This window comes from Streptomyces sp. DSM 41931, from assembly GCF_050271085.1.
Lineage (GTDB): Bacteria > Actinomycetota > Actinomycetes > Streptomycetales > Streptomycetaceae > Streptomyces > Streptomyces albogriseolus.
In genome coordinates this window covers 6,065,447-6,086,888 of record NZ_CP189902.1, presented here as the reverse complement: position 1 = coordinate 6,086,888, position 21,442 = coordinate 6,065,447, and the positions used below count along the sequence as shown (strand labels likewise).

18 protein-coding genes are annotated in these 21,442 nt (G+C 72.6%); 6 read left to right on the top strand and 12 right to left on the bottom strand.

Going from position 1 to position 21,442, the window contains the following annotated elements:
- Nucleotides 1-5 precede the first annotated feature (5 nt).
- From ACP7TJ_RS27915 to ACP7TJ_RS27905, 3 genes are all read right to left on the bottom strand, one after another.
- A complete protein-coding gene (locus ACP7TJ_RS27915) occupies nucleotides 6-710 on the bottom strand; it encodes an SDR family oxidoreductase (protein ID WP_427766207.1) in 705 nt (234 codons plus the stop codon).
- Nucleotides 711-778: 68 nt separating this feature from the next.
- The gene (locus ACP7TJ_RS27910) at nucleotides 779-1,693 is read right to left on the bottom strand and encodes a class I SAM-dependent methyltransferase (RefSeq protein ID WP_427766204.1); all 915 of its coding nucleotides are present in this window, start codon (nucleotides 1,691-1,693) and stop codon (nucleotides 779-781) included.
- A 160-nt stretch (nucleotides 1,694-1,853) separates the two neighbouring features.
- On the bottom strand, nucleotides 1,854-3,575 hold the full coding sequence (locus ACP7TJ_RS27905; RefSeq protein WP_427766201.1) for a glycoside hydrolase family 6 protein: 1,722 nt from the start codon (nucleotides 3,573-3,575) through the stop codon (nucleotides 1,854-1,856).
- Nucleotides 3,576-4,067: 492 nt separating this feature from the next.
- Between ACP7TJ_RS27905 and ACP7TJ_RS27900 the strand changes: the two genes are divergently transcribed.
- The 4 genes from ACP7TJ_RS27900 (at nucleotide 4,068) to ACP7TJ_RS27885 (ending at nucleotide 11,091) form a co-directional block, all read left to right on the top strand.
- Nucleotides 4,068-6,983 carry a glycoside hydrolase family 48 protein gene (locus ACP7TJ_RS27900; RefSeq protein WP_427766198.1) on the top strand — a complete coding sequence of 972 codons (2,916 nt, stop codon included), beginning with the start codon at nucleotides 4,068-4,070 and terminating at the stop codon, nucleotides 6,981-6,983.
- A 140-nt stretch (nucleotides 6,984-7,123) separates the two neighbouring features.
- Nucleotides 7,124-9,778 carry a cellulose binding domain-containing protein gene (locus ACP7TJ_RS27895; protein ID WP_427767498.1) on the top strand — a complete coding sequence of 885 codons (2,655 nt, stop codon included), beginning with the start codon at nucleotides 7,124-7,126 and terminating at the stop codon, nucleotides 9,776-9,778.
- A gap of 57 nt (nucleotides 9,779-9,835) precedes the next feature.
- Nucleotides 9,836-10,393 carry a chloramphenicol phosphotransferase CPT family protein gene (locus tag ACP7TJ_RS27890; RefSeq protein WP_093765927.1) on the top strand — a complete coding sequence of 186 codons (558 nt, stop codon included), beginning with the start codon at nucleotides 9,836-9,838 and terminating at the stop codon, nucleotides 10,391-10,393.
- On the top strand, nucleotides 10,390-11,091 hold the full coding sequence (locus tag ACP7TJ_RS27885) for a Type 1 glutamine amidotransferase-like domain-containing protein (RefSeq protein WP_380794428.1): 702 nt from the start codon (nucleotides 10,390-10,392) through the stop codon (nucleotides 11,089-11,091). The genes ACP7TJ_RS27890 and ACP7TJ_RS27885 overlap by 4 nt, the downstream gene beginning before the upstream one ends.
- Before the next feature lie 2 nt (nucleotides 11,092-11,093).
- Here ACP7TJ_RS27885 and ACP7TJ_RS27880 read toward each other — a convergent pair whose 3' ends face one another.
- A complete protein-coding gene (locus tag ACP7TJ_RS27880; protein ID WP_427766193.1) occupies nucleotides 11,094-11,837 on the bottom strand; it encodes a class I SAM-dependent methyltransferase in 744 nt (247 codons plus the stop codon).
- A gap of 5 nt (nucleotides 11,838-11,842) precedes the next feature.
- Nucleotides 11,843-12,148 carry a 4a-hydroxytetrahydrobiopterin dehydratase gene (locus tag ACP7TJ_RS27875; RefSeq protein WP_093765929.1) on the bottom strand — a complete coding sequence of 102 codons (306 nt, stop codon included), beginning with the start codon at nucleotides 12,146-12,148 and terminating at the stop codon, nucleotides 11,843-11,845.
- 125 nt (nucleotides 12,149-12,273) lie between these two features.
- Here ACP7TJ_RS27875 and ACP7TJ_RS27870 point away from each other — a divergent pair, with 125 nt between their 5' ends.
- Nucleotides 12,274-13,092, top strand: coding sequence for a helix-turn-helix domain-containing protein (locus ACP7TJ_RS27870; protein WP_427766189.1), 819 nt, complete (start codon nucleotides 12,274-12,276; stop codon nucleotides 13,090-13,092).
- Here ACP7TJ_RS27870 and ACP7TJ_RS27865 read toward each other — a convergent pair.
- Nucleotides 13,074-13,490, bottom strand: coding sequence for a hypothetical protein (locus tag ACP7TJ_RS27865; RefSeq protein WP_367549122.1), 417 nt, complete (start codon nucleotides 13,488-13,490; stop codon nucleotides 13,074-13,076). The two genes, ACP7TJ_RS27870 and ACP7TJ_RS27865, sit on opposite strands and share 19 nt — an antisense overlap.
- A gap of 196 nt (nucleotides 13,491-13,686) precedes the next feature.
- Here ACP7TJ_RS27865 and ACP7TJ_RS27860 point away from each other — a divergent pair, with 196 nt between their 5' ends.
- On the top strand, nucleotides 13,687-14,550 hold the full coding sequence (locus tag ACP7TJ_RS27860) for a helix-turn-helix domain-containing protein (protein ID WP_093765932.1): 864 nt from the start codon (nucleotides 13,687-13,689) through the stop codon (nucleotides 14,548-14,550).
- Nucleotides 14,551-14,563: 13 nt separating this feature from the next.
- Here the strand turns inward: ACP7TJ_RS27860 and dnaK are convergent, their stop codons facing one another.
- The 6 genes from dnaK to ACP7TJ_RS27830 all read right to left on the bottom strand — a co-directional run bounded on the left by dnaK (nucleotide 14,564) and on the right by ACP7TJ_RS27830 (nucleotide 21,414).
- The gene (gene dnaK, locus ACP7TJ_RS27855) at nucleotides 14,564-16,456 is read right to left on the bottom strand and encodes a molecular chaperone DnaK (protein WP_386000371.1); all 1,893 of its coding nucleotides are present in this window, start codon (nucleotides 16,454-16,456) and stop codon (nucleotides 14,564-14,566) included.
- Nucleotides 16,457-16,552: 96 nt separating this feature from the next.
- Nucleotides 16,553-17,296, bottom strand: a complete 744-nt coding sequence (locus ACP7TJ_RS27850) for a glycerophosphodiester phosphodiesterase family protein (protein ID WP_093765934.1) — start codon at nucleotides 17,294-17,296, stop codon at nucleotides 16,553-16,555.
- A gap of 78 nt (nucleotides 17,297-17,374) precedes the next feature.
- On the bottom strand, nucleotides 17,375-17,803 hold the full coding sequence (locus tag ACP7TJ_RS27845; RefSeq protein WP_093765935.1) for an OsmC family protein: 429 nt from the start codon (nucleotides 17,801-17,803) through the stop codon (nucleotides 17,375-17,377).
- Between the two features lie 99 nt (nucleotides 17,804-17,902).
- Nucleotides 17,903-19,723: a DUF2201 family putative metallopeptidase gene (locus ACP7TJ_RS27840; RefSeq protein ID WP_425947086.1), complete on the bottom strand. Its 1,821-nt coding sequence runs from the start codon at nucleotides 19,721-19,723 to the stop codon at nucleotides 17,903-17,905.
- The gene (locus tag ACP7TJ_RS27835) at nucleotides 19,720-20,781 is read right to left on the bottom strand and encodes an ATP-binding protein (RefSeq protein WP_189912480.1); all 1,062 of its coding nucleotides are present in this window, start codon (nucleotides 20,779-20,781) and stop codon (nucleotides 19,720-19,722) included. The genes ACP7TJ_RS27840 and ACP7TJ_RS27835 overlap by 4 nt, the downstream gene beginning before the upstream one ends.
- Nucleotides 20,782-20,907: 126 nt before the next feature.
- Complete coding sequence (locus ACP7TJ_RS27830; protein ID WP_093765938.1) at nucleotides 20,908-21,414, bottom strand: hypothetical protein; 507 nt, start codon at nucleotides 21,412-21,414, stop codon at nucleotides 20,908-20,910.
- Between the last annotated feature and the right edge of the window lie 28 nt (nucleotides 21,415-21,442).

The following is a 21,442-nucleotide window of genomic DNA, read 5'->3' as shown; positions in this document are numbered from 1 at the left end:
CCGGGTCAGTTGGGCTGCCCCACCGGCCGGACGACCACGGTGTTCACGTCCACCCCCTCCGGCTGGCCGAGCGCCCACACCACCGACCCGGCGATCTGCTCGGCGGTGAGCATGTGCCCCAGTGACGTCACGTACCGGCCGTCCCAGAACGGGGTCTCCACCCGGCCCGGCGCGATCAGCGTGACCCCGACGCCCCACTCGGTGACCTGCCGCCGGGTGTTCTCGGCGAGCCCGGTCACCGCGTACTTGGTGGCCCCGTACAGATTGCCGGGCGTGGGCACGAACCCGGCGACGCTGCCCACCAGCACGATCCGCCCGCGGCTGCGCCTGAGCGCGTCGACGGAGGCCCGGATCAGCAGGGCGGGGCCCAGCACGTTGGTGAGCACCATGTCGGTCCACCCGGCGGGGTCGCCGTCGGCCACGGTGTCGTGCGTGGCGAACCCGGCGTTGGCGACGACGGCGTCCAGCCGCCCGAACCGCGCCAGCGCGGCGTCGACGGCTCCGCTCACGTCGGCGTAGTCGGCCGCGTTCCCGGGAATCGTCAACAGCCGCTCGGGCTCCCCGAGTTCCTTGGCGAACGCGTGCAGCCGCTCCTCCCGCCGCCCGGTGACGGCGACCGCCTCCCCCGCCTCCAGCAGCCGCCGCGCCACGGCGGCGCCGATCCCCGTACCGCCTCCGGTGACGAGCGTGACCCGCAGGTCGTCGGTCATGGGAACTCCCCTGTGTCTCGATGCGTGCCGGGGAGTCCATCACTTGGAGCGCTCTTCAGGTCAAGGGGTCACACCGGCCGGACCCCCGAATGGACCGTGTGGGCCGCCAGGACGAAGACGTCCGGGCGGTGGTGGACGCTCGCCGGGTCGTCCGGGTCGACGAGGCGGTCCAGGGTGGCGCGGTCGTCGGGGTCCAGGTGCTCGCCGAGCATGTCGCGGGTGCGGGTGAGGGACTCGACGACGTAGGCGCGGGCGCGGTCCGGGACCGGGGAGGGAAGGTCGAGGAGGAAGGTGCGCGAGCGGGTGTGGTGCAGTCCGGCCGCGGTGAGCAGCGCGGGCCAGTCCTCCACCTGGGCCACCGAGCCGGGCAGGTCCTCGCGCATGCGGATGAACCGCTCCTCCTCCACGGCGTCGATGCGGGCGTGGAGGCCGGGGCGGCCGAAGCCGATGTCGCGGGGCAGGAAACGGGCGGGCAGTCCGCCTTCCATCACGGCGAGCGTGCCGCCGGGCGCGAGGCGTTCGACGCAGGCCGCGAGGGCGGCGCCCTGGTCGCCGAGGTGGTGGATGCTGCGGCTGGCCCACAGCAGGTCGGCCGGGTAGTCCAGTTCGGCCAGCACGCCGGGCATGTCGCCGGTCAGGGTGTCGAAGCGGTCGCCGGCGCCGAGGCGTTCGGCACGGGCGCGGGCCCGCTCCAGCAGCGGTTCGGAGCCGTCCACGGCCACGATCCGGGCGCCCGGGAAGGTCTCGGCGAACAGCCCCGAGATCACGCCGGGCCCGCTGCCCGCGTCCACGATCAGTCCCGGTTCGGTGACCTCCTTGGCCAGCCAGGCCAGGGCCCTCTCGTACAGCGGGGTGAACAGTTCCGCCTGGCTCTCCAGCAGGGGAGCCAGCTCGGCCCAGTCGAGGTGCTCGTGGTCGTGTCCGTGGCCGTCGTGCTCGTGGCGGTGCTCGTCGTGCCCGGGTGCGTGGTGGTGGTGCGCCATGGTGGTCAGCCTCTCCGCTCGGATGCGGCCAGCGTGCGACGACGCACCGGGGACGGGCAAACCGTGTTGCCGGTCCAGCAAAACGCCGGACCGGAGGGACAGGGGTCCGCCGGACCCGGGCCCCTGAGGGGTCCGGGTCCGGCGGACGCGGGTCATCCCGTCACGACAGGGGCGGGTAGGCGTTCCTCATCAGCTCCTGGAACTGGGCGGAGAACCAGTGCCCGGAGATCGGGGCGTCGGGGAGCGCTCCCGACATGTTGTTGTCGTTCCGCGGGTTGCCGGTGTACGTGGGGTCGCACATCCGGTCGAAGCCCTTGCCCTCGTCGTTGTCGATGGCCTTGCTCGCGCCGTCGGACTCCCCCGGCGGCTTCATCCACACGTAGGCGTCGATGCCGGGCTCCGGGGACGCCTGGGGCCGCTCACCCAGTCCGGCTCCGGACTGGTTGCACCAGTTGCCGGTGTTGAAGCGGCGGTCGTAGCGGCCACCGTCGACGTAGGTGTCCACGCTGGTGGTCGCGCCGGGCCCGGTGGGCCGGTTCGCCCCGCCCCAGCCGTTGCGGGAGGTGTCGATCAGCATGCCGATCTTCGAGTCGAAGCCGAGCGAGACCAGCTTCTCGCGCAGCGCCTGGGCGTACGACAGCTCGTCGACGTAGCGGTTCCAGCTGACCCACTTGGACTCGCGCACGGACTTGCCGGCCACCGTGTCGTTGATGGAGAAGTGGTCCTCCTTCAGCGCGCTGTAGTTGGCCGTGTTGGCGATGAAGCCGTGCACGTCGGCGACGGTCGCGCCCTCGGCGGTCGCGGCCTGCTTGAACATCTCGGCGGAGGCGCCGAAGTTGTCGTCCCAGCCCAGCCAGCCGTGGTGCCCGGCGTCCACGTAGTTGTAGACGTTGGGCACGTCACCCAGCTTGTTCAGGGCGTAGCCGACGCCCTTCACGTAGTTGCCGTTGGCCTTCATCACGTCGCAGTTCGGCGTGGCGGTCGCCCGCGGCGAGACGTTGGTGACCAGGTTGGGCAGGGAGTCGATCTCGACCGTGGTGACGATCCGCAGCGAGGCGTACTTGGAGTCGGAGAGGATCTCCGCGATCGGGTCGATGTACTCGCTCTTGTAGCGGTCGATCTCCGTCGGGCCGAGCTCGCCGTTCGAGGCGAGGGCGGCGCAGTCACGGCCCGGCAGGTTGTAGATGACCAGCTGGACGACGAGCTCGCCGGAGCCCTTCTGTTCCAGGGCCTCGTCGAGGTGGTCCCGCAGACCCATCTTGCCGCCCGCCCCGTTGATGGCGGCGGTGCGGTCCAGCCAGACGCCGGTGGGCTCGTTCGCGATGCGGCTGCCGCCCGGCTCGGCGGCGGCGTTCGCGGACCACTCGGGGTTCACGTAGACCTTGGCGCCGTCGTAGGGGTTGTCGACGCGGTTGCCCGGAGGCGGATCCGTCGGGTCCGGCGGGTCGGTCGGTCCGCCGCCGCCGTCGACGTTGCAGGTCACGCCGTCGAGGGTGAAGGTGGCGGGGACGGCGTTGGTGCCGCTGTAGCTGCCCTGGAAGCCGAAGGTGGCGGAGCCTCCGCTGGCGAGCGTGGCGTTGTACGACTCGTTGGCCGCGGTGACGTTCGCGCCGGACTGGGTGATCCTGGCGTTCCAGCCGCTGGTCACCTTCTGGTTGCCGGCGTAGCTCCACTTCACCGCCCACGACGACTTCGCGGCGCCGTGGTTGGTGACCGTCACGGACGCGGTGAAGCCGGTGTCCCACTGGTTCTGCACCTTGTAGTCCACGGTGCAGGGGACGGCGGCCGCGCCGGCGTCGCCCGGGACGGCGGCGATCGCCGACCCGGTGGCGCCGGCGACCAACGCCATGGCGGCGAGGAGCGCGGTTCTGGTGCGACTCATGGTGCGGGTTTCCTATCCGTAGGGGGCTTGCCTTCGTGGCCGCGCGCAGCCGTGCGCGGCCTGGTGCCTTACGGGGTGGGGGATGCCGTCCCGGATCCGCACGGGCGGGTCCGTGATGCCGGCCGGACGTCTCCGGGCAGCACGACGGCACAGGGATCCCACGCTGATGAGCGCCCCCGCGTCAGGTGCTCCACACGTGCACGGGGGTGGCTAAAAGTACTGAACGCGGGGGGTGGCTCATCGAGCGACTCCTTGCAGTTCGGACGCGTCGTGACCGGCGCGTCGACTGATGGAACCGCTCCCACTGGTGCCCAAGAAGCTAGCGCCAAGTGACGATGAAGAACAGAGGGTGTGCGGACATTGACGTTTCTCGGGCTGTCGAATGTTTTCGATTCGCACCAAGGGTTGACCGGTCACCACCCCGTCCCCACTATGGGAGCGCTCCCACTGGTTCAAGCCTTGACATGTCGAGTCGCAGGAAGGACCAGCACCATGCATCCCCCACCCCGCAGACGCGGTGGCGTGCGCCGACTCTTAGCGATCGCCGTGACCGCTCTCGCACTGCCCCTGACGATGCTGTCGACGGGTACCACCCCCGCCCGGGCGGCGACCGTCCAGTGCAGCGTGGACTACAAAACGAACGACTGGGGGTCGGGCTTCACCACCGACCTGACCGTCACCAACCGCGGTGCGGACGTCATCGACGGCTGGACCCTGACGTACGCCTACACGGGCAACCAGCGCCTGGTGAACGGCTGGAACGGCAGCTGGTCCCAGTCCGGCTCCACCGTCACGGTGAAGAACGCCGGGCACAACGGCCGGATCGCGGCCGGCGCCGCCGTCACCACCGGCGCCCAGTTCTCCTACAGCGGCACCAACACCGCGCCCACCTCCTTCTCGGTCAACGGCACCGCCTGTGTGGGCGCCCACCAGCCGCCGATCGCCGTGCTGACCAGCCCGGCGGCCGGCTCGGTCTACACGCAGGGCGAGACCGTGCCGCTCGCGGCCACGGCCGCCGCGGCCGACCAGGCCACCATCACCAAGGTGGAGTTCTACGACGACACCGAACTGCTGGGGACGGACACCTCCGCGCCGTTCACGCTGTCGGTCGGCGGCCTCGCCGTCGGCGCCCACTCGCTGGTCGCGAAGGCGTACGACAGCCTGGGCGCCTCCGCCTCCTCCACCCCGGTCGGCATCACGGTCGCCTCGGGTCCGGCCGTGGTCGCGAGCCCGTCCCAACTGGGCGTGCGCCAGGGTGAGTCGGGCACGTTCGAGGTGAAGCTGTCCAAGCAGCCGAGCGCGAACGTCACCGTCACGACGGCACGGGCGAGCGGCAACACGGGTCTGTCGGTGTCCTCCGGCGCGACCCTCACCTTCACGCCGTCCAACTGGAGCACCGCGCAGCGGGTGACCGTCGCCGCCGACTCCTCCGGCACCGGCTCGGCGGTCTTCGAGTCCACCGCGCCCGGCCACGCCAAGGCCGCGGTGACCGTGACCCAGCTGGGCGCGACCAAGTCGTACGAGGGCCGCTTCCTGGAGCTCTACGACAAGATCACCGACCCGGCGAACGGCTACTTCTCCCCCGAGGGCATCCCGTACCACTCGGTCGAGACGCTGATCGTCGAGGCGCCCGACCACGGTCACGAGACCACCTCGGAGGCGTACAGCTACCTGCTGTGGCTGCAGGCGATGTACGGCAGGATCACCGGTGACTGGACGCGGTTCAACGACGCCTGGGAGACGATGGAGCAGTACGCCATCCCGACCCACGCCGACCAGCCGACGACCTCCTTCTACGACCCCTCGAAGCCGGCGACGTACGCGCCCGAGCACGACACCCCGAACGAGTACCCGTCGCAGCTCGACTCCGGCGTCTCCGTCGGCCGTGACCCGATCGCGGCCGAGCTGAAGTCCGCGTACGGCACGGACGACGTGTACGGCATGCACTGGATCCAGGACGTGGACAACGTCTACGGCTACGGCAACTCGCCGGGCAAGTGCGAGGCCGGACCGTCCGACACCGGCCCGTCCTACATCAACACCTTCCAGCGCGGCCCGCAGGAGTCGGTGTGGGAGACCGTCACCCAGCCCACCTGCGACGCCTTCAAGTACGGCGGCGCCAACGGCTATCTGGACCTGTTCACCAAGGACGCGTCCTACGCCAAGCAGTGGAAGTTCACCAACGCCCCCGACGCCGACGCGCGCGCGGTGCAGGCGGCCTACTGGGCCGACCTGTGGGCGAAGGAGCAGGGCAAGGGCGGTGAGGTCGCCGGGACCGTCGCCAAGGCCGCCAAGATGGGCGACTACCTGCGCTACGCGATGTACGACAAGTACTTCAAGAAGATCGGCAACTGCACCAGCACGTCCTGCCCGGCCGGCACCGGCAAGGACGCCTCGCACTACCTGCTCTCCTGGTACTACGCCTGGGGCGGCGCCACCGACACCTCGGCGGGCTGGTCCTGGCGCATCGGCTCCAGCCACGCGCACGGCGGGTACCAGAACCCGCTCGCCGCGTACGCCCTGGCCAACTACGCGCCGCTGAAGCCGAAGTCGGCGACGGGCGCGGGGGACTGGGCCAAGTCCTTCGAGCGGCAGCTGGAGTTCTACCGCTGGCTGCAGTCCGACGAGGGCGCCATCGCGGGCGGCGCGACCAACAGCTGGGCGGGCCGCTACACCACCCCGCCGTCCGGCACACCGACCTTCTACGGCATGTTCTACGACGAGAAGCCGGTGTACCACGACCCGCCGTCGAACCAGTGGTTCGGCTTCCAGGCGTGGTCGCTGGAGCGGGTGGCCGAGGTCTACCAGCAGACGGGCAACGCGCAGGCCAAGGCGGTCCTCGACAAGTGGGTCGACTGGGCGCTGTCCGAGACCACGGTCAACCCGGACGGTTCGTTCCTCTTCCCGTCCACGCTGAAGTGGTCCGGCAAGCCCGACACCTGGAACCCGTCGTCGCCGGGCGCCAACAGCGGGCTGCACGTCGAGGTCGTCGACTACACCAACGACGTCGGCGTGGCCGGCGCCTACGCCAAGATCCTGACGTACTACGCCGCCCGCTCCGGTGACACCGAGGCGGCGGACACGGCGAAGGCGCTGCTGGACGGCATGTGGGAGAACCACCAGGACGACCTCGGCATCGCCGTCCCGGAGACCCGCGCCGACTACCAGCGCTTCGACGACCCGGTGTACATCCCGTCCGGCTGGACCGGCACCATGCCGAACGGCGACCGGATCGACTCCTCGTCGACGTTCGTCTCGATCCGCTCCTTCTACAAGGACGACCCGGCCTGGTCGAAGATCGAGAGCTATCTGAAGGGCGGCGCCGCGCCGGTCTTCACGTACCACCGGTTCTGGGCCCAGGCGGACATCGCCACGGCCATGGGCGCGTACGCGGAGCTTCTCGAATAGTCCCCGCCGACGCTCCGTGTACCGGCCCCGGCACCTGACGCCGGGGCCCAGCGGGCCGGGCGGTCCCCTCGCGCACGGGGGACCGCCCGGTCCTCGCACGCTCCCGCTTCTCTCCCCCCATGAGGAAGGACACCCCCACCGTGCGAAGAACCCGCGTCCTCACGGCCGTGCTCGCCCTGGCGGCCGGACTGCTCGCCGGCGGGCCGCCCGCCCTGGCCGCCGACGCCCCGGCCCCCGCCCCCGCCGCCGTTTCCAAGGCCGCCGACACCTACACCTGGCGCAACGCGCGCATCGACGGCGGCGGTTTTGTGCCCGGCATCGTCTTCAACCGCGGCGAACCGGACCTGGCGTACGCCCGCACCGACATCGGCGGCGCCTACCGCTGGCAGGAGTCGACACGGAGCTGGATCCCCCTGCTGGACTCGGTCGGCTGGGACGACTGGGGCCACACGGGAGTGGTCAGCATCGCCTCCGACTCGGCCGACCCCGACCGGGTGTACGCGGCGGTCGGCACGTACACCAACGACTGGGACCCGGGCAACGGCGCGGTGATGCGCTCGGCCGACCGGGGCGCGAGCTGGCGGAAGACCGCGCTGCCGTTCAAGCTGGGCGGCAACATGCCCGGCCGGGGCATGGGCGAACGGCTGGCGGTCGACCCGCACGACAACGACGTGCTGTACCTGGGCGCGCCCAGCGGCCACGGGCTCTGGCGGTCGACGGACGCCGGCGTCACCTGGTCGCAGGTGACGTCCTTCCCCAACCCGGGGAACTACGCCGAGGACCCCGACGACGAGAGCGGGTACGCCTCGGACAACCAGGGCGTCGTCTGGGTGACGTTCGACGAGTCGACGGGGACCGCGGGGTCGCCGACAAGGACCGTGTACGTCGGCGTCGCCGACAAGGAGAACGCCGTCTACCGCTCGACGGACGCGGGCGCGACCTGGGAGCGGCTGGCCGGCCAGCCCACCGGGTATCTCGCCCACAAGGGCGTCCTCGACGCGGAGAACGGCCACCTCTATCTCGCGTACAGCGACACCGGCGGGCCCTACGACGGGGGCAAGGGCCGGCTGTACCGGTACGCCACGGCGACCGGCACCTGGACGGACATCAGCCCGGTGGCGGAGGCCGACACCTACTTCGGCTTCAGCGGGCTCACCCTGGACCGGCAGAACCCGGGCACGGTGATGGCGACCGCGTACAGCTCCTGGTGGCCCGACACGCAGATCTTCCGCTCCACGGACAGCGGCGCCACCTGGACCCAGGCGTGGCGCTACACGTCCTACCCGGAGCGGGAGAACCGCTATGTCATGGACGTCTCCTCGTCACCGTGGCTGACCTGGGGAGCCAACCCGTCGCCGCCCGAACAGACGCCGAAACTCGGGTGGATGACGGAGGCGCTGGAGATCGACCCGTTCGACCCGGACCGGATGATGTACGGCACGGGCGCGACGGTCTACGGCACCGAGGAGCTGACGAACTGGGACGACGACACCCCGTTCACCATCCGGCCGATGGTGCGCGGGCTGGAGGAGACCGCGGTCCTCGACCTGGCCTCTCCCCCGTCGGGCGCCCCGCTGCTCAGTGCGCTCGGCGACATCGGCGGATTCCGGCACACGGACCTGACGAAGGTGCCGTCGATGATGTTCACCCAGCCGAACTTCACCTCCACGACGAGCCTGGACTTCGCGGAAGCCGACCCCGGCACGGTGGTCCGCGTGGGTCATGCCGACTCCGGTCCGCACGTGGCGTTCTCCACCGACAACGGCGCCAACTGGACCGCCGGGACGGACCCTTCGGGGGTCAGCGGCGGCGGGACGGTCGCCGCGTCGGCGGACGGCGGCCGCTTCGTGTGGAGCCCGGAGGGCGCGGGCGTCCACCACACCACGGGCTTCGGCACCTCCTGGTCGGCGTCGCAGGGCATCCCGGCCGGCGCGGTCGTGGAGTCGGACCGGGAGGACCCGGAGACCTTCTACGGCTTCAAGTCCGGGCGCTTCTACGTCAGCAGGGACGGCGGGGCGACCTTCGAGGCGTCGCAGGCGACCGGGCTGCCGGCCGGTGACAGCGTGCGGTTCAAGGCGCTGCCGGGCACGGCGGGCGAGATCTGGCTGGCGGGCGGGGCGAGCGACGGGCCGTACGGGCTGTGGCACTCCACCGACTTCGGGGAGACGTTCACCAAGCTGCCGGGCGTCGAGGAGGCGGACACCGTCGGCTTCGGCAAGGCGGCGCCGGGGGCGTCGTACCGGACGCTGTTCACCAGCGCGCGGATCGACGGGGTGCGCGGCATCTACCGCTCCACGGACGCGGGCGCGAGCTGGGTGCGGATCAACGACGACGCGCACCAGTGGGGCTGGACCGGCGCGGCCATCACCGGCGACCCGCGGGTGTTCGGCCGGGTCTACGTGGCGACCAACGGCCGGGGCGTCGTCTACGGCGACCCGACGGACACGGGCGGCGGTCCCGGCCCGGACCCGTCGGGCAAGTGCGAGGTGACGTACCGGGTCACGAACGCATGGGGCGACGGCTTCCAGGCGGACGTCCGCCTGACCAACACGGGCCCGACACCGTGGGACGGCTGGTCCCTGACCTGGTCCTTCACGGACGGCGAGCGGATCACCCAGCTCTGGAACGGCGCCCACACCCAGGCCGGCCCGACGGTGACGGTCCGCAACGCCGACTGGAACCGCGCGGTGGCCCCGGGCGCGACGGTCGCCTTCGGCTTCACGGCGAGCGGTCCGCCGGCGGACACCCGCCCGACGGCGTTCACGCTGGGCGGTCAGACCTGCGCGGCGCGGTGAAGAGCGCCGGTGGGGGATGATGGCCCCGCCCCCACCGGCGTCCCCGAAGGAGCCCCGATGTACGGACGGATCATCTTCCTCAACGGCACGTCCAGTTCGGGGAAGTCCAGCATCGCCAGGGAGTTGCTGCACGTCCTGGACGAGCCGTACTTCCACATGCCCGTGGACGCCTTCCACCGGATGCGGACGGGCCGGGAGATCGGGGCCGACCGGCTGCCCGACGTGCTGCACCGGACCTGGCGTGGGTATCACCGGGCGGTCGCGGGGATGGCCGCGGCGGGGAACAACGTGGTGGTCGACCATGTGCTGAGCGAGGAGTGGCGGCTGGCCGACTGTCTCGGGCTGTTCGAGCCGCGGGAGGTCGTCCTGGTGGGCGTGCGCTGCTCACCGGAGGAGACCGAGCGGCGTGAGCGGGAGCGGGGTGACCGTCCGGCGGGGCTCGCCGCCCGGCAGTACGGGCAGGTGCACGCGCACGGTGTGTACGACCTCGAGTGCGACACGACCACGACGAGCGCGGCGGACTGCGCCCGTGCCATCGCCGCGTTCCTGCCCCACCGCCCCTCCCCCACCGCCTTCGAACGGCTCCGCGCGACGGCGGAGGCGAGCGGCCGATGAGCCGGCTCGCGCTGCTCGGGGGCGGCTTCTCCACCGACGAGGACGGGCTGCTGGACGACTGGGTGCTGGGGCATGCGCGCTCCCCGCGCCCGAAGGTGTGCTTCCTGCCCACGGCCAGCGGGGACGCGCCCGCCTACGTCGAGAGGTTCCTCGACGCGTTCCGGGTACGGGACTGCGAGCCGTCCGTGCTGCCGCTGTTCCGGCGGGAGCTGGACGACGCGGCGCTGCGGGACGTCCTGCTCGCGCAGGACGTCGTGTACGTCGGCGGCGGCAACACCGCGAACCTGCTGGCCGTCTGGCGGGTTCACGGCGTCGACCGGCTGCTGCGGGAGGCGTACGCCGGCGGGACGCTGCTGTGCGGGATCAGCGCCGGGGCCAACTGCTGGGCCGAGGGGTCGCACACCGACTCCTTCGGCCCCTTGACCCATCTGCCCGACGGGCTGGGGCTGCTGCCCGGGTCGGTGTGCCCGCACCACGACAGCGAGCCCGGACGCCGGTCCTCCTACCGGGCGGCCGTGGCGCGCGGTGCGCTGCCCGCCGGGTGGGCGGTGGAGGACGGCGCGGCGGCGCTCTTCACGGACGGGCGGCTGACCGAGGCGGTGACGCGGTCGCCGTACGCCCGCCTGTACCGGGTGCGGACGGACGGGGAGGCGGGGGCCGTCGAGGAGCCGGTGCCCTGCCGGCTGCTCGGCGCGTGACCTTACGCCGCCTTGCGGAACGCCCTGAGCGTGAAGACCGGGTCCGGGCGGGGGCGGTCCTGGTCGGGGAGGGCCGAGAGGCGGGCGGCGAACTCCTCCACGAGGGGGTGGCCGGGCGGGAGGGTGACGAACCAGCCGCGCCGCAGGTCGTCCATGGTGCGGCGGGGGCTGCGCCCCTGACCGTGGCCCCGGAAGCGGGCCTCCCCCGCCGGGGCCAGTCCGTGCCCGGCCGCGCAGGCCGCGACCGTCGTGGGGTCGTCGGGCACGGGGCTCGGCGGGCGGCCGGCGAGCACGGCGTCGATGTCGCTGCCCACGTTGTGCGACAGCCCCTTGTGCACGGTGGTGACGTACACCCCGCCGGGCCGCAGCACCCGCGCGCACTCGGCGACGACGGCGCGCACGTCGGCGGGGTCGGTCAGCAGGTGCAGCAGCCACACGCTGACCACCGCGTCGAAGCAGGCGTCCCGGAAGGGCAGCAGGCGGCTGTCGGCGCGCACCACGGCCCCCGGGAGCCGGGCGGCGGCCCGCAGGGCCATGGACGAGGACAGGTCCACGCCCGTCACCCGCAGTGCGGGGCGGGACGCGGGGAGCCTCCGGGTCACGATGCCGGTGCCGCAGGCCACGTCCAGCAGGCGCCGCGCCCGGCGTGGGACGAGGCTCAGGACGGCCTCGGCGGCGGCCGCCGCGCGGGGTTCACCGCCGCGCAGCGTGTCGTAGCGCTCCGCTTCCTCGTCGTAGTCCAGCACGCGCCTCAGTGTGCCCCGTGGGCGGACGCCAGGTCCTCCACCCTGCGGGCGAGCTCGAAGTCCTTCGCGGTGACGGCGCCGCCCGCGCTGTGCGTCTGCACGGACAGGGACACCGTGTTGTAGCCGAGGGTGAGGTCGGAGTGGTGGTCCAGCTCGTCCTGCACCCGGGCGATGTGGACGGTCATGGCGGCCGCCGCGACGTGCGAGTCCAGCCGGTAGGCGCGGGTGAGGCGGTCCCCGGCGAGCGTCCAGCCCGGCAGCTCGGCGAGCCGGGCCTCGATCTCCGTCCGGGACAGCGGTTCGACGGGCATGCGCGGTGCTCCTTCGCCGGGTCGGCTCTCGTGGCGGGTCCAGGCTGCCACAGAAGCCCGGGCCGTGCCCGGGCCGGACGGCGGGCGGCTCCCCCGCACGGCCGCTCCTCGACTACCGTCCTGGCATGACCACTGTCACCTCCGGTACCGCCTCCCGCACCGAGGGCGTGGGGACGCTGCTGCGCGCCTGGCGGCAGCAGCGGCGGGTCAGCCAGCTGGAGCTGGCCCTGCGCGCCGACTCCTCCGCCCGGCACATCAGCTTCATCGAGACCGGCCGCTCCCGGCCCAGCGAGGAGATGGTGCTGCGGCTGGCCGAGCACCTGGACGTGCCGATGCGGGAGCGCAACGCGCTGCTCCTCGCGGCCGGCTACGCGCCCCGCTACCCGGAGACCCCGCTGGACGACCCCGCGCTGGAGGTCGTGCGCACCGGCATCGAACGGCTGATCGCCGGGTTCGAGCCGTACCCGGCGCTGGTGGTGGACGCGACGTACGACGTGGTGGCGGCCAACCGGGGGGTCCTGGCGCTGTTCGACGGCATCCCGGAGGCGCTGCTGACGCCGCCGCTGAACGCGGTGCGGCTCACCCTGCACCCGCGGGGGCTGGCGCCGCGGATCCGGAACCTGCGGGAGTGGCGCGGGCACCTGCTGGAGCAGATGCGCCGGAACATCGCCCTGCGCCGCTCGGAACGGCTGCGGGCGCTGTACGACGAGGTGGCGGCGTACCCCGTGCCGGACACCGCCGGACGCGCGGAGGAACCGGACGAGCCGGTGGCGTACTTCGCGCTGCCGATGGTGGTCGGGCACCGGGGGCGGACGCTGTCGTTCGTGTCGTCCATCTCCACGTTCAACACTCCGATGGACGTGACCGTCGCCGAGCTGGCCGTGGAGACGCTGCTCCCGGCGGACCCGGCGACGGCCGCGTACCTTCAGACCTGGCTGGACTGACGTGCCTTCAGCGCCCTGTGCTGCATCAGGGTGAGGCCCGCCACGGCGAGGGCCTGGAGCACGGTCCACACCGCGCCCGCGGTGGTCGGCGAGAGCCACAGCGCGAGCGCCAGGAGACTCGCCGCCGTCCAGGCGAGGTTGGCCTCCACGACGAGCCGCACTCCGGTCGCCGGCGGGTGCGGGCGGGCGGCCAGCAGGCCCACGCCGGCCGCGTACCCGGCGAGGAACGCGCCGAGCCCGAGCAGCAGTCCGGAACCGATCCCGAGGAACCGGCCGAGCGGTCCGGACAGGGCGAGGTAGGCCAGGGCGTTGGCGCCGGTCATCACGGCGTCGAGGACCAGCAGGCGGCGCAGCGCTTCTCCGGTCCGGGCGGGTGCGGCGAGCGAGGTCGTGGACATGGGGCGTCATCCTCCGTCGGGAAGCGGTGCGGGACTCGGTGCGTCCACGATCCCGCGCGTCACGTGGCCGGGTCGATTACGTCCGGGGTAATGCGGCGGGCGGCGGTGAAACAGGGCGGTCACCTGCGGCTCGTGAGAGCCTCGGAGGGACATGACAGGATGAGCGCATGCCCGAGCACGTTGGGGAGGCGTGGCGTTGAGTGAACGGCGGGCCGCACCCACCGTGGGCCAGGTGGTCCTCGGACGGCGGCTGTACGAGTTGCGGGAGGCCGCGGGCCTCTCACGGGAGGAGGCCGCCCGGATCCTGCGGGTGGCGCCGGCGACCGTCCGCCGGATGGAGACCGCCGAGGTCGCCCTGAAGATCCCGTACGTCCAGATGCTGCTGACCGCGTACGGGGTGCCCGACAGCGAGGCCGACACGTTCGTCACGCTCGCCGAGGACGCCAACCGGCCGGGCTGGTGGCAGCGGTACCACGACGTGCTGCCCGAGTGGTTCAGCCTGTACGTCAGCCTGGAGGGCGCCGCCCGGATCATCCGCTCCTACGAGCCGCACTTCGTCCCCGGACTGCTCCAGACGGAGGACTACGCGCGTGCCGTGCTGGAGGCCGGCACGATCGGCACGGCGGGCCCGGAGACGGTCGAGCGGCATGTGGCGCTGCGGATGGAGCGGCAGCGGCTGCTGGAGCGCCCGGACCCGCCGCACCTGTGGGTGCTCATGGAGGAGACCGTGCTGCGGCGCCCGGTGAGCGGGGACAGCCGGGTGATGCGCGACCAGCTCGACAAGCTGCTGGAGTACGCCGCGCGGGACCGGGTCACGCTGCAGGTCGCCGAGTTCGCCGACGGGCCGCACCCGGGGACGTACGCGCCGTTCTCGCTGTTCCGGTTCGCCGAGCCGGAGCTGCCGGACATGGTGTTCACCGAGTACCTGACCGGCGCGCTGTACCTGGACTCCCGCAAGGAGGTCTCGGTGCACCTGGAGGTGCTGGACCACATGACGGCCCGTGCGGCCTCGGCCCAGCGCACCGAGAAGCTGCTGCGGGAGTGCCGCGAGCGCCTGTGAGGCGCCCGCGGCCTCAGGCCGCGCCCTCCTGGCGGCCGCCGGTGTTCTTGTCGTCGTCGACGATCTCCGCGTCGACGACGTCGTCGTCCCCCTGGGACGCCTCGCCGCCGTCCGCGGTGCCGGGCCCGGTTGTTCCGCCCCCGGTGGCGGCGCCGGTCCGCTCGTACATCGCCTGGCCCATGCGCTGGCTGACGGTGGCGACCTTCTCCACGGCGGTGCGCAGCTCGGCGGTGTCGGGCGACTCCTGCGCCAGGAGCCGCTTGACGTCGGCGACGGCCGACTCCACCTCGGACGTGGCGTCGCCGGGCACCTTGTCGCCGTTCTCGGTCAGGAACTTCTCGGTCTGGTAGACGAGTTGCTCGGCCTGGTTGCGGGTCTCGGCCGCCTCCCGGCGCCTGCGGTCCTCCTCCGCGTACTGCTCGGCCTCCCGCATCATGCGGTCGATCGCCTCCTTCGGGAGGGCCGAGCCGCCGGTGACGGTCATCTTCTGTTCCTTGCCGGTGCCGAGGTCCTTCGCGGAGACATGCATGATGCCGTTGGCGTCGATGTCGAACGCCACTTCGATCTGCGGCACCCCCCGCGGCGCAGGGGGCAGGCCGGTCAGGTCGAACGTGCCGAGCTTCTTGTTGTACGCGGCGATCTCGCGTTCACCCTGGTAGACCTGGATGCCGACCGACGGCTGGTTGTCGGCGGCGGTGGTGAAGATCTCCGAACGCCGGGTGGGAATCGTGGTGTTGCGCTCGATCAGCTTCGTCATGATGCCGCCCTTGGTCTCGATGCCGAGGGACAACGGAGTGACGTCGAGCAGCAGCACGTCCTTGACGTCGCCGCGGATGACGCCCGCCTGGAGGGCGGCGCCGAGGGCCACCACCTCGTCGGGGTTGACGCCCTTGTGCGGTTCCTTGCCGGTGAGTTCGCGGACCAGGTCGGTCACGGCGGGCATCCGGGTGGAACCGCCGACGAGGATGACGTGGTCGATGTCGGACAGCCGCACGCCGGCGTCCTCGACCGCCTGGTGGAAGGGCTTCTTGCAGCGGTCCAGCAGATCCTGGGTGAGTTCCTGGAACTGGGCCCGGGTGAGCTTCTCGTCCAGGTGCAGCGGGCCTTCCGCGGAGGCGGTGATGTACGGCAGGTTGACGGTGGTCTCGCTGGACGACGACAGCTCGATCTTCGCCTTCTCGGCGGACTCCCGCAGCCGCTGCACGGCCATCCGGTCCTGCGCCAGGTCGACGCCGTACTGGCCCTTGAAGCGCTTGGCGAGCCAGTCCACGATCCGCTGGTCCCAGTCGTCGCCGCCGAGGTGGGTGTCTCCGTTGGTGGCCTTCACCTCGATGACGCCCTCGCCCATCTCCAGCAGCGACACGTCGAAGGTGCCGCCACCGAGGTCGAACACCAGGACGGTCTGGTCGTTCTCCTTGTCCAGCCCGTAGGCGAGCGCCGCGGCCGTGGGCTCGTTGATGATGCGCAGCACGTTGAGCCCGGCGATCTCGCCGGCCTCCTTGGTGGCCTGCCGCTGGGTGTCGTCGAAGTACGCCGGCACGGTGATGACCGCGTCGGTGACGTCCTCGCCGAGGTAGGACTCGGCGTCCCTGCGCAGCTTCTGCAGCACACGGGAGGACAGTTCCTGCGCCCGGTAGCGGGTGCCGTCGACGGAGCCCTGCTCGGGGAACCGCCACTGGGCGTCGCCCATGTGCCGCTTGACCGAGCGGGCGGTGCGGTCGACGTTGGTGACGGCCTGCCGCTTGGCGACCTCTCCGACGAGCACCTCGCCGTTCTTGGCGAAGGCCACGACCGAGGGGGTGGTGCGGGCGCCTTCCGCGTTGGCGATGACAGTGGGCTCACCGCCCTCGAGCACGGCGACCACCGAGTTCGTGGTTCCCAGATCGATTCCGACGGCACGTCCCATCGCTGCAACCCCTTCCGCCAGGGCACCTCTCCGGTCTTCCAACACATCCAGCACAAAACTTGAGCGGCCTGTTGTCAAGCGTGCGGGCGGGGGACGTCAGCGGGCGCGTGCGCCGTCCGGGTGGTCGCGCAGCGTCACCGCGCGGCGCGGACGGTCGGTGACCAGGACGTCCACGCGCGGGTCGTCGAGGAAGACGCGCAGCGCCGCGTCGTCGTTCACCGTCCACACCATCGTGAACAGACCGCCGCGGGCGGCTTCGCGCAGCACGGTGGCGCGGGCCAGCCGCTGGTGCACGGCGACCCCGTGGGCGCCGCAGGCGCGGACGCGGCGCAGCGGCAGCAGTTCGCCGACCCGGGTGCGCACCAGCCGGCGCCTCCCCAGGCCCCGGCCGTCGCGGCCGAGGGACAGCAGGGTGCGCACCCGCGGGCGGGCGGCGGTGAGCGCGGCGACGGAGCGGTCCTCCAGCGTGGTGGCGACGACCCCGTCCTCCCCCAGCAGGGCGACCGCCCGGTCCAGCAGCTCCCGCTCGTAGCCGGTCTCCTTCAGGTCCAGATGAGCGACGAGCCTCCCCGCGATCAGCTCCATCACGTCGTCCACGACCGGCACCGGGTGTCCCGCGCGGGCGTCCAGCTCGGCGCGGGTGAGCGTGGAGAGCAGGGGTCCGGTGCCGCCCACCCGGGCGTCGTGGTGGACGACGAGGACGCCGTCCGCGGTGCGCCGTACGTCGAACTCGACGTACTCGGCGCCGGAGGCGAGCGCGTCCTGGTACGCCTCCCAGGTGGCGGGGGCGGCGCGCTCGGCGCCTCCGCGGTGGGCCGAGACGGCGGGGCGTGACGTCATGGCGGTGGCTTTCGGTCGCGGACGCGGCGCAGGCCGCCCCGGCGGGGGCGGCCTGCGGTGGCCCTGCGGGATGTCGGGTCAGGCGAGCTTCGCCGTCAGGGTGATCTCGGTGCCCTTGAGCGCCTGGCTGACCGGGCAGTTCACCTTGGCGTCCTCGGCGGCGGCGACGAAGCCGGCCTCGTCGAGGCCGGGGACCGTGCCCTCGACCGTGAGGTGGATCCCGGTGATCCCCGTGCCCGGCACGAAGGTGACCTCGGCGTTGGTGGTCAGCCGGGTGGGCGGGGTGCCCGCCTTGTCGAGGCCGTTGGACAGGGCCATCGAGAAGCAGCTGGAGTGCGCGGCGGCGATCAGCTCCTCGGGGCTGGTCTTCCCGTTCGCGTCCTCGGCGCGCGAGGCCCAGGTGACCGGCTGCTCGGAGATGGCGCCCGAGGAGTCGAAGGCGACGACCCCGCTGCCCTTGAAGAGGCTGCCTTCCCAAACGGTGTGTGCGGAGCGCGTGGTTGCCATGACGCATCCTTTCGAAAAAAGTCCGGCCGGGTGACCGGCGGTGCTCGGTCCGGACGCCCGGATCACCGGGCGTCCTGCTCCATCCGATCACATCACGGCTCAACTCACCCGGAAGACGGGCCCTCTCGGGGCGAACGGCAGGCCGGCGCCCTGCGGGATCAGGTAGGCGTGCTCGCGCCGCACCCGCAGCACGTCGCACCAGCCGTCGGTGATGACCAGCACGGGCGCGCCGCGCGGGAAGTCGTCGGCGCGCTCCAGCAGGTCGACGCCCGGCTGGAGGACGGTGCCGCCCCGGCCGCGCACCCGCACCCTCCCGGCGATCTCGGTGACCGGGACGAAGCCCGCGTCGTGCGGCGCGGCGTCGCAGAACACCACGCGCGCGGCCGGCACGTCGCGGGACTGCGCGTAGGAGGCGATGGCGCCGAGCGCCTTGCCGAGCAGGATCCGGTTCATGGAACCGGACGTGTCGAGGACGACGCCGAAGGTGCAGCGGGCGACCTCCTCGGGCGGGTACCAGCGGCCCGCTCGCGGAATGTCCGGGGTGGACGCCTGACGCCGGGAGGGACGGGCGAACGACCGCAGCGGCTCGGGGCGGGGCACGAACTCGTCGAACCAGCGGGCGAGCCTGGCGTCCCAGGGCAGCGGCGGATGACTGAGGGCGCGGATCTCCTCGACCAGGCCGGCCGGGAGCAGACCGCGCTCCTGGCGGTCGTGCAGGTCCAGCCCCTGGGCGAGGCCCCGGCGGTAGAAGCCGTCGAGGTCGACGCAGTCGCGGGGCGGGCCGAGCGGGGCGCCGAGGACGTCCCCGAGGCCCTTGCCGCGCGGGGTGGCCAGGCGGCGGGAGCGGCGCTCGCCGGCGATGCGGTCGTAGACCTCCTCGGCGGACAGTCCGGCGAGGTCCTTGTCGTACAGCAGGCCCGCGGGGATCGTGCCGATCTCCATCTCGACGAGCCAGCCGTTGATGACGAAGTCGCAGGCGACGTTGAAGAGGAACGGGTCGCGGGGGCCGCAGCGGTCGCCGTGGCGCAGGGCGGCGTGCAGCATCTCGTGCGCCAGCACGAACCGCCACTCGTCGTCCTCCAGGACCCGCAGCGGGTTGACGTAGATCTCGCCGGCCTCGGCGTTGACGGCGGCGACGGAGATGCCGTGGGCGCGCGCCAGTGCGGCGTCGGCGACCAGGGTCATGCCGGAGGCGATGCCGCCGAGCAGCGGGTAGGAGGAGACGAACCAGCTCAGCGCCTTGTGCCAGGGGCGGCGCGGGGCGGGAGCGCCGTCCAGGCTGTCCCTGCGGCCGCCCGCGACGTCCATCGCCGCGGCCACGGTGCGGGTGAGGGCGGAGGCGAACGCGAGCTGGTGGTCGGGCGGCTGCCCGTACCAGCCGTTCCAGCCGGTCAGGTGCAGGTCGGGCTCGCCGCCCGCGGTGCCGCAGCGCCGGTAGGCCTCCGGGACGCCGGTGCGCCGCCAGGCGGCGGCGAGGCGCTCCTCGTCCCCGTCGGGGTAGGCGGCGGGCAGCTCCTCGGGCGGCCGGCCGACGGGCGAGCCCAGCAGGAAGCGGTCGACGACGACGCAGCGGGCGACCAGCTCACAGGCGTCCGGCTGGGTGCGGGGCCCCGGGGCGGCGGGGACGTGGCCGAAGCCGAGGTGCAGGACGGCGTGCGCGAGGGCCCACGCCCAGGTCTCCGGGTCGGCCGTGCGGTCGGGGTGGACGTGCAGCACGGCGTCGGAGTCGACGCGCACCAGGCCGTCGCGAGGCGACAGTTCGCAGTCCTCCCGGCGGCACACGTCGACGTCGACGGCGGCCAGCGCAGGGTTGGCCCGCATGATCCGCAGGCCCTCGGTGAACGCCTCCGCCGCGAGGTCGCGTTTGCGGCGCTGCGTGTCGCCCTTGGGGTGCGGGCCCTTGCCGCGGGCGCGGCTCACCGGCGCGCCTCCACCAGCCGGGGCATGTCGCGGGCCGCCTCGACGAGGAACCACGACGGCAGCACCGGGTTGCCGTCGGCGTCGGGGGCGATGACGGTCTGCGCGACCTCGACGGAGATCTCCGCGAGCTGCACCAGCAGCGCCTTGGCGCGGTACGCGATCTGCCGGCCGGCCGCCGACATGTGCTCCTTGGACGCGGGCAGCTCCTTCACCAGCCGGCCGCGGAAGGACTCGGCGAGGTAGTAGAGCAGGTCGCGGTCCTCGGGCCGGTGCGGCCAGCGGGCGTCGCCCTTGAGCACGGCGTCGATGCCGAAACGGCTGCGCACGATCTTGACGTAGCCGCAGAAGGCGGTGGCGTGCGCGGGGGTGAGCGTGCCGTGGGCGAGGACCTTCAGGGTCTCCTCGTCGAGGTCGCGGCCGAAGGAGTGCAGCGCGTCGGAGAGCATGTGCCAGGAGCGGGGCGTGGAGAACGGCTCCTCGGTCTTGGGCGGCTTGGACCACAGGTGGTCGGGGCGGTCGGTGAGGTGGTCGGTGATCCACGGGTGGATGCCATTGTTCGCCGCCCACACCAGCCAGTCCTTCGGGGACGCCTCCAGGTGGACGTGGGCGAGGCGGTTGACCAGCGCGGAGGCGAGCGGGCGGGCGAGCGCGTTGTCGGTGGCGCGGTTGCCGGCGCCGATGACGACGGAGCCCTTGGGCAGCTCGTAGTCGCCGATGCGGCGGTCCAGGATCAGCGAGTAGAACGCCTTCTGCACGTCCGGGGTGGCCGCGTTCAGCTCGTCCAGGAACAGGCAGTACGGCTCGTCGCGGGCGATCGACGCGGGCGGGCAGAACACCGAGCGGCCGTCACGGATCTGCGGCACGCCGATCAGGTCCTCGGGGGCGAGCTGGGTGCCCAGCAGACTCACGCACTCCAGCCCCAGGCTCTCGGCGAACTCCCTGACCAGGGAGGACTTCCCGATGCCGGGCGCACCCCAGAGGAACACGGGCCGCACGGTCGCCAGCCCGAGCAGCAGCTCCGGGACACGGGCGGGGGTGACGGTGACGGCTGCCTGCACGCGGAAACTCCTGGTGGCGTGGGGTCGGAAGGGGCGCGCGTCGTCGGCGTCGGTCCCGGGCGCATCGGGGCACGACGGGCGCCGGGCCCAGTCAACGCCGTCACGCTCAGGCGGGGCAACGCGTTTTCAGCGGGACCGGGCGCGCCCCAGGGTCTCGGGCACCCAGTCGTGGAACACCAGCCGGGGGAAGAGGCGCCCCTCGGTGCGGAAGGGGAACGTGAAGCCGAGCGTCCCCCGCACGTCCTGGTGTGCCAGGCGGACGTGGGCGCGGGTGTCGGGAACGAAGCGGGGGGCGCCGAAGGGTCCGATCCGGTTGATCCTCGCGTGGACGCGGTCGCCGTACACCAGGGCGGCGCAGCCGCGTTCCCGTGCCCTCTCCCAGGGGACCGCGTCGACCCAGCGGTGCAGCTCGTCGAGGTATCCGTGCCGGGAGAGCTCCCGCAGACCGGTCCGCTCCGTCCGGGCGCCCCCGTGACCGTCGAGGGACACCAGCAGTTGGGGCACCCCCCGGCCTCGGCTCCAGTGGGCGGGCAGGTCGTCGACGACTTGGTCCAGGACGCGCAGGACGTCCGTGCGCACCGCCGGGTCCAGCGCCCGCAGTGTGTCCAGCGTGTACGTGGCCTCCCTGTTCACCACGCCATCATCGGGGGCCGTCGGCGGC

Bases quoted from the DNA above. Each gene is read 5' to 3' on its own strand.
- ACP7TJ_RS27915 (WP_427766207.1), bottom strand. From the start codon at position 710: ATGACCGACGACCTGCGGGTCACGCTCGTCACCGGAGGCGGTACGGGG.
- ACP7TJ_RS27910 (WP_427766204.1), bottom strand. From the start codon at position 1,693: ATGGCGCACCACCACCACGCACCCGGGCACGACGAGCACCGCCACGAG.
- ACP7TJ_RS27905 (WP_427766201.1), bottom strand. From the start codon at position 3,575: ATGAGTCGCACCAGAACCGCGCTCCTCGCCGCCATGGCGTTGGTCGCC.
- ACP7TJ_RS27900 (WP_427766198.1), top strand. From the start codon at position 4,068: ATGCATCCCCCACCCCGCAGACGCGGTGGCGTGCGCCGACTCTTAGCG.
- ACP7TJ_RS27890 (WP_093765927.1), top strand. From the start codon at position 9,836: ATGTACGGACGGATCATCTTCCTCAACGGCACGTCCAGTTCGGGGAAG.
- ACP7TJ_RS27885 (WP_380794428.1), top strand. From the start codon at position 10,390: ATGAGCCGGCTCGCGCTGCTCGGGGGCGGCTTCTCCACCGACGAGGAC.
- ACP7TJ_RS27875 (WP_093765929.1), bottom strand. From the start codon at position 12,148: ATGCCCGTCGAACCGCTGTCCCGGACGGAGATCGAGGCCCGGCTCGCC.
- ACP7TJ_RS27870 (WP_427766189.1), top strand. From the start codon at position 12,274: ATGACCACTGTCACCTCCGGTACCGCCTCCCGCACCGAGGGCGTGGGG.
- ACP7TJ_RS27865 (WP_367549122.1), bottom strand. From the start codon at position 13,490: ATGTCCACGACCTCGCTCGCCGCACCCGCCCGGACCGGAGAAGCGCTG.
- dnaK (WP_386000371.1), bottom strand. From the start codon at position 16,456: ATGGGACGTGCCGTCGGAATCGATCTGGGAACCACGAACTCGGTGGTC.
- ACP7TJ_RS27850 (WP_093765934.1), bottom strand. From the start codon at position 17,296: ATGACGTCACGCCCCGCCGTCTCGGCCCACCGCGGAGGCGCCGAGCGC.
- ACP7TJ_RS27845 (WP_093765935.1), bottom strand. From the start codon at position 17,803: ATGGCAACCACGCGCTCCGCACACACCGTTTGGGAAGGCAGCCTCTTC.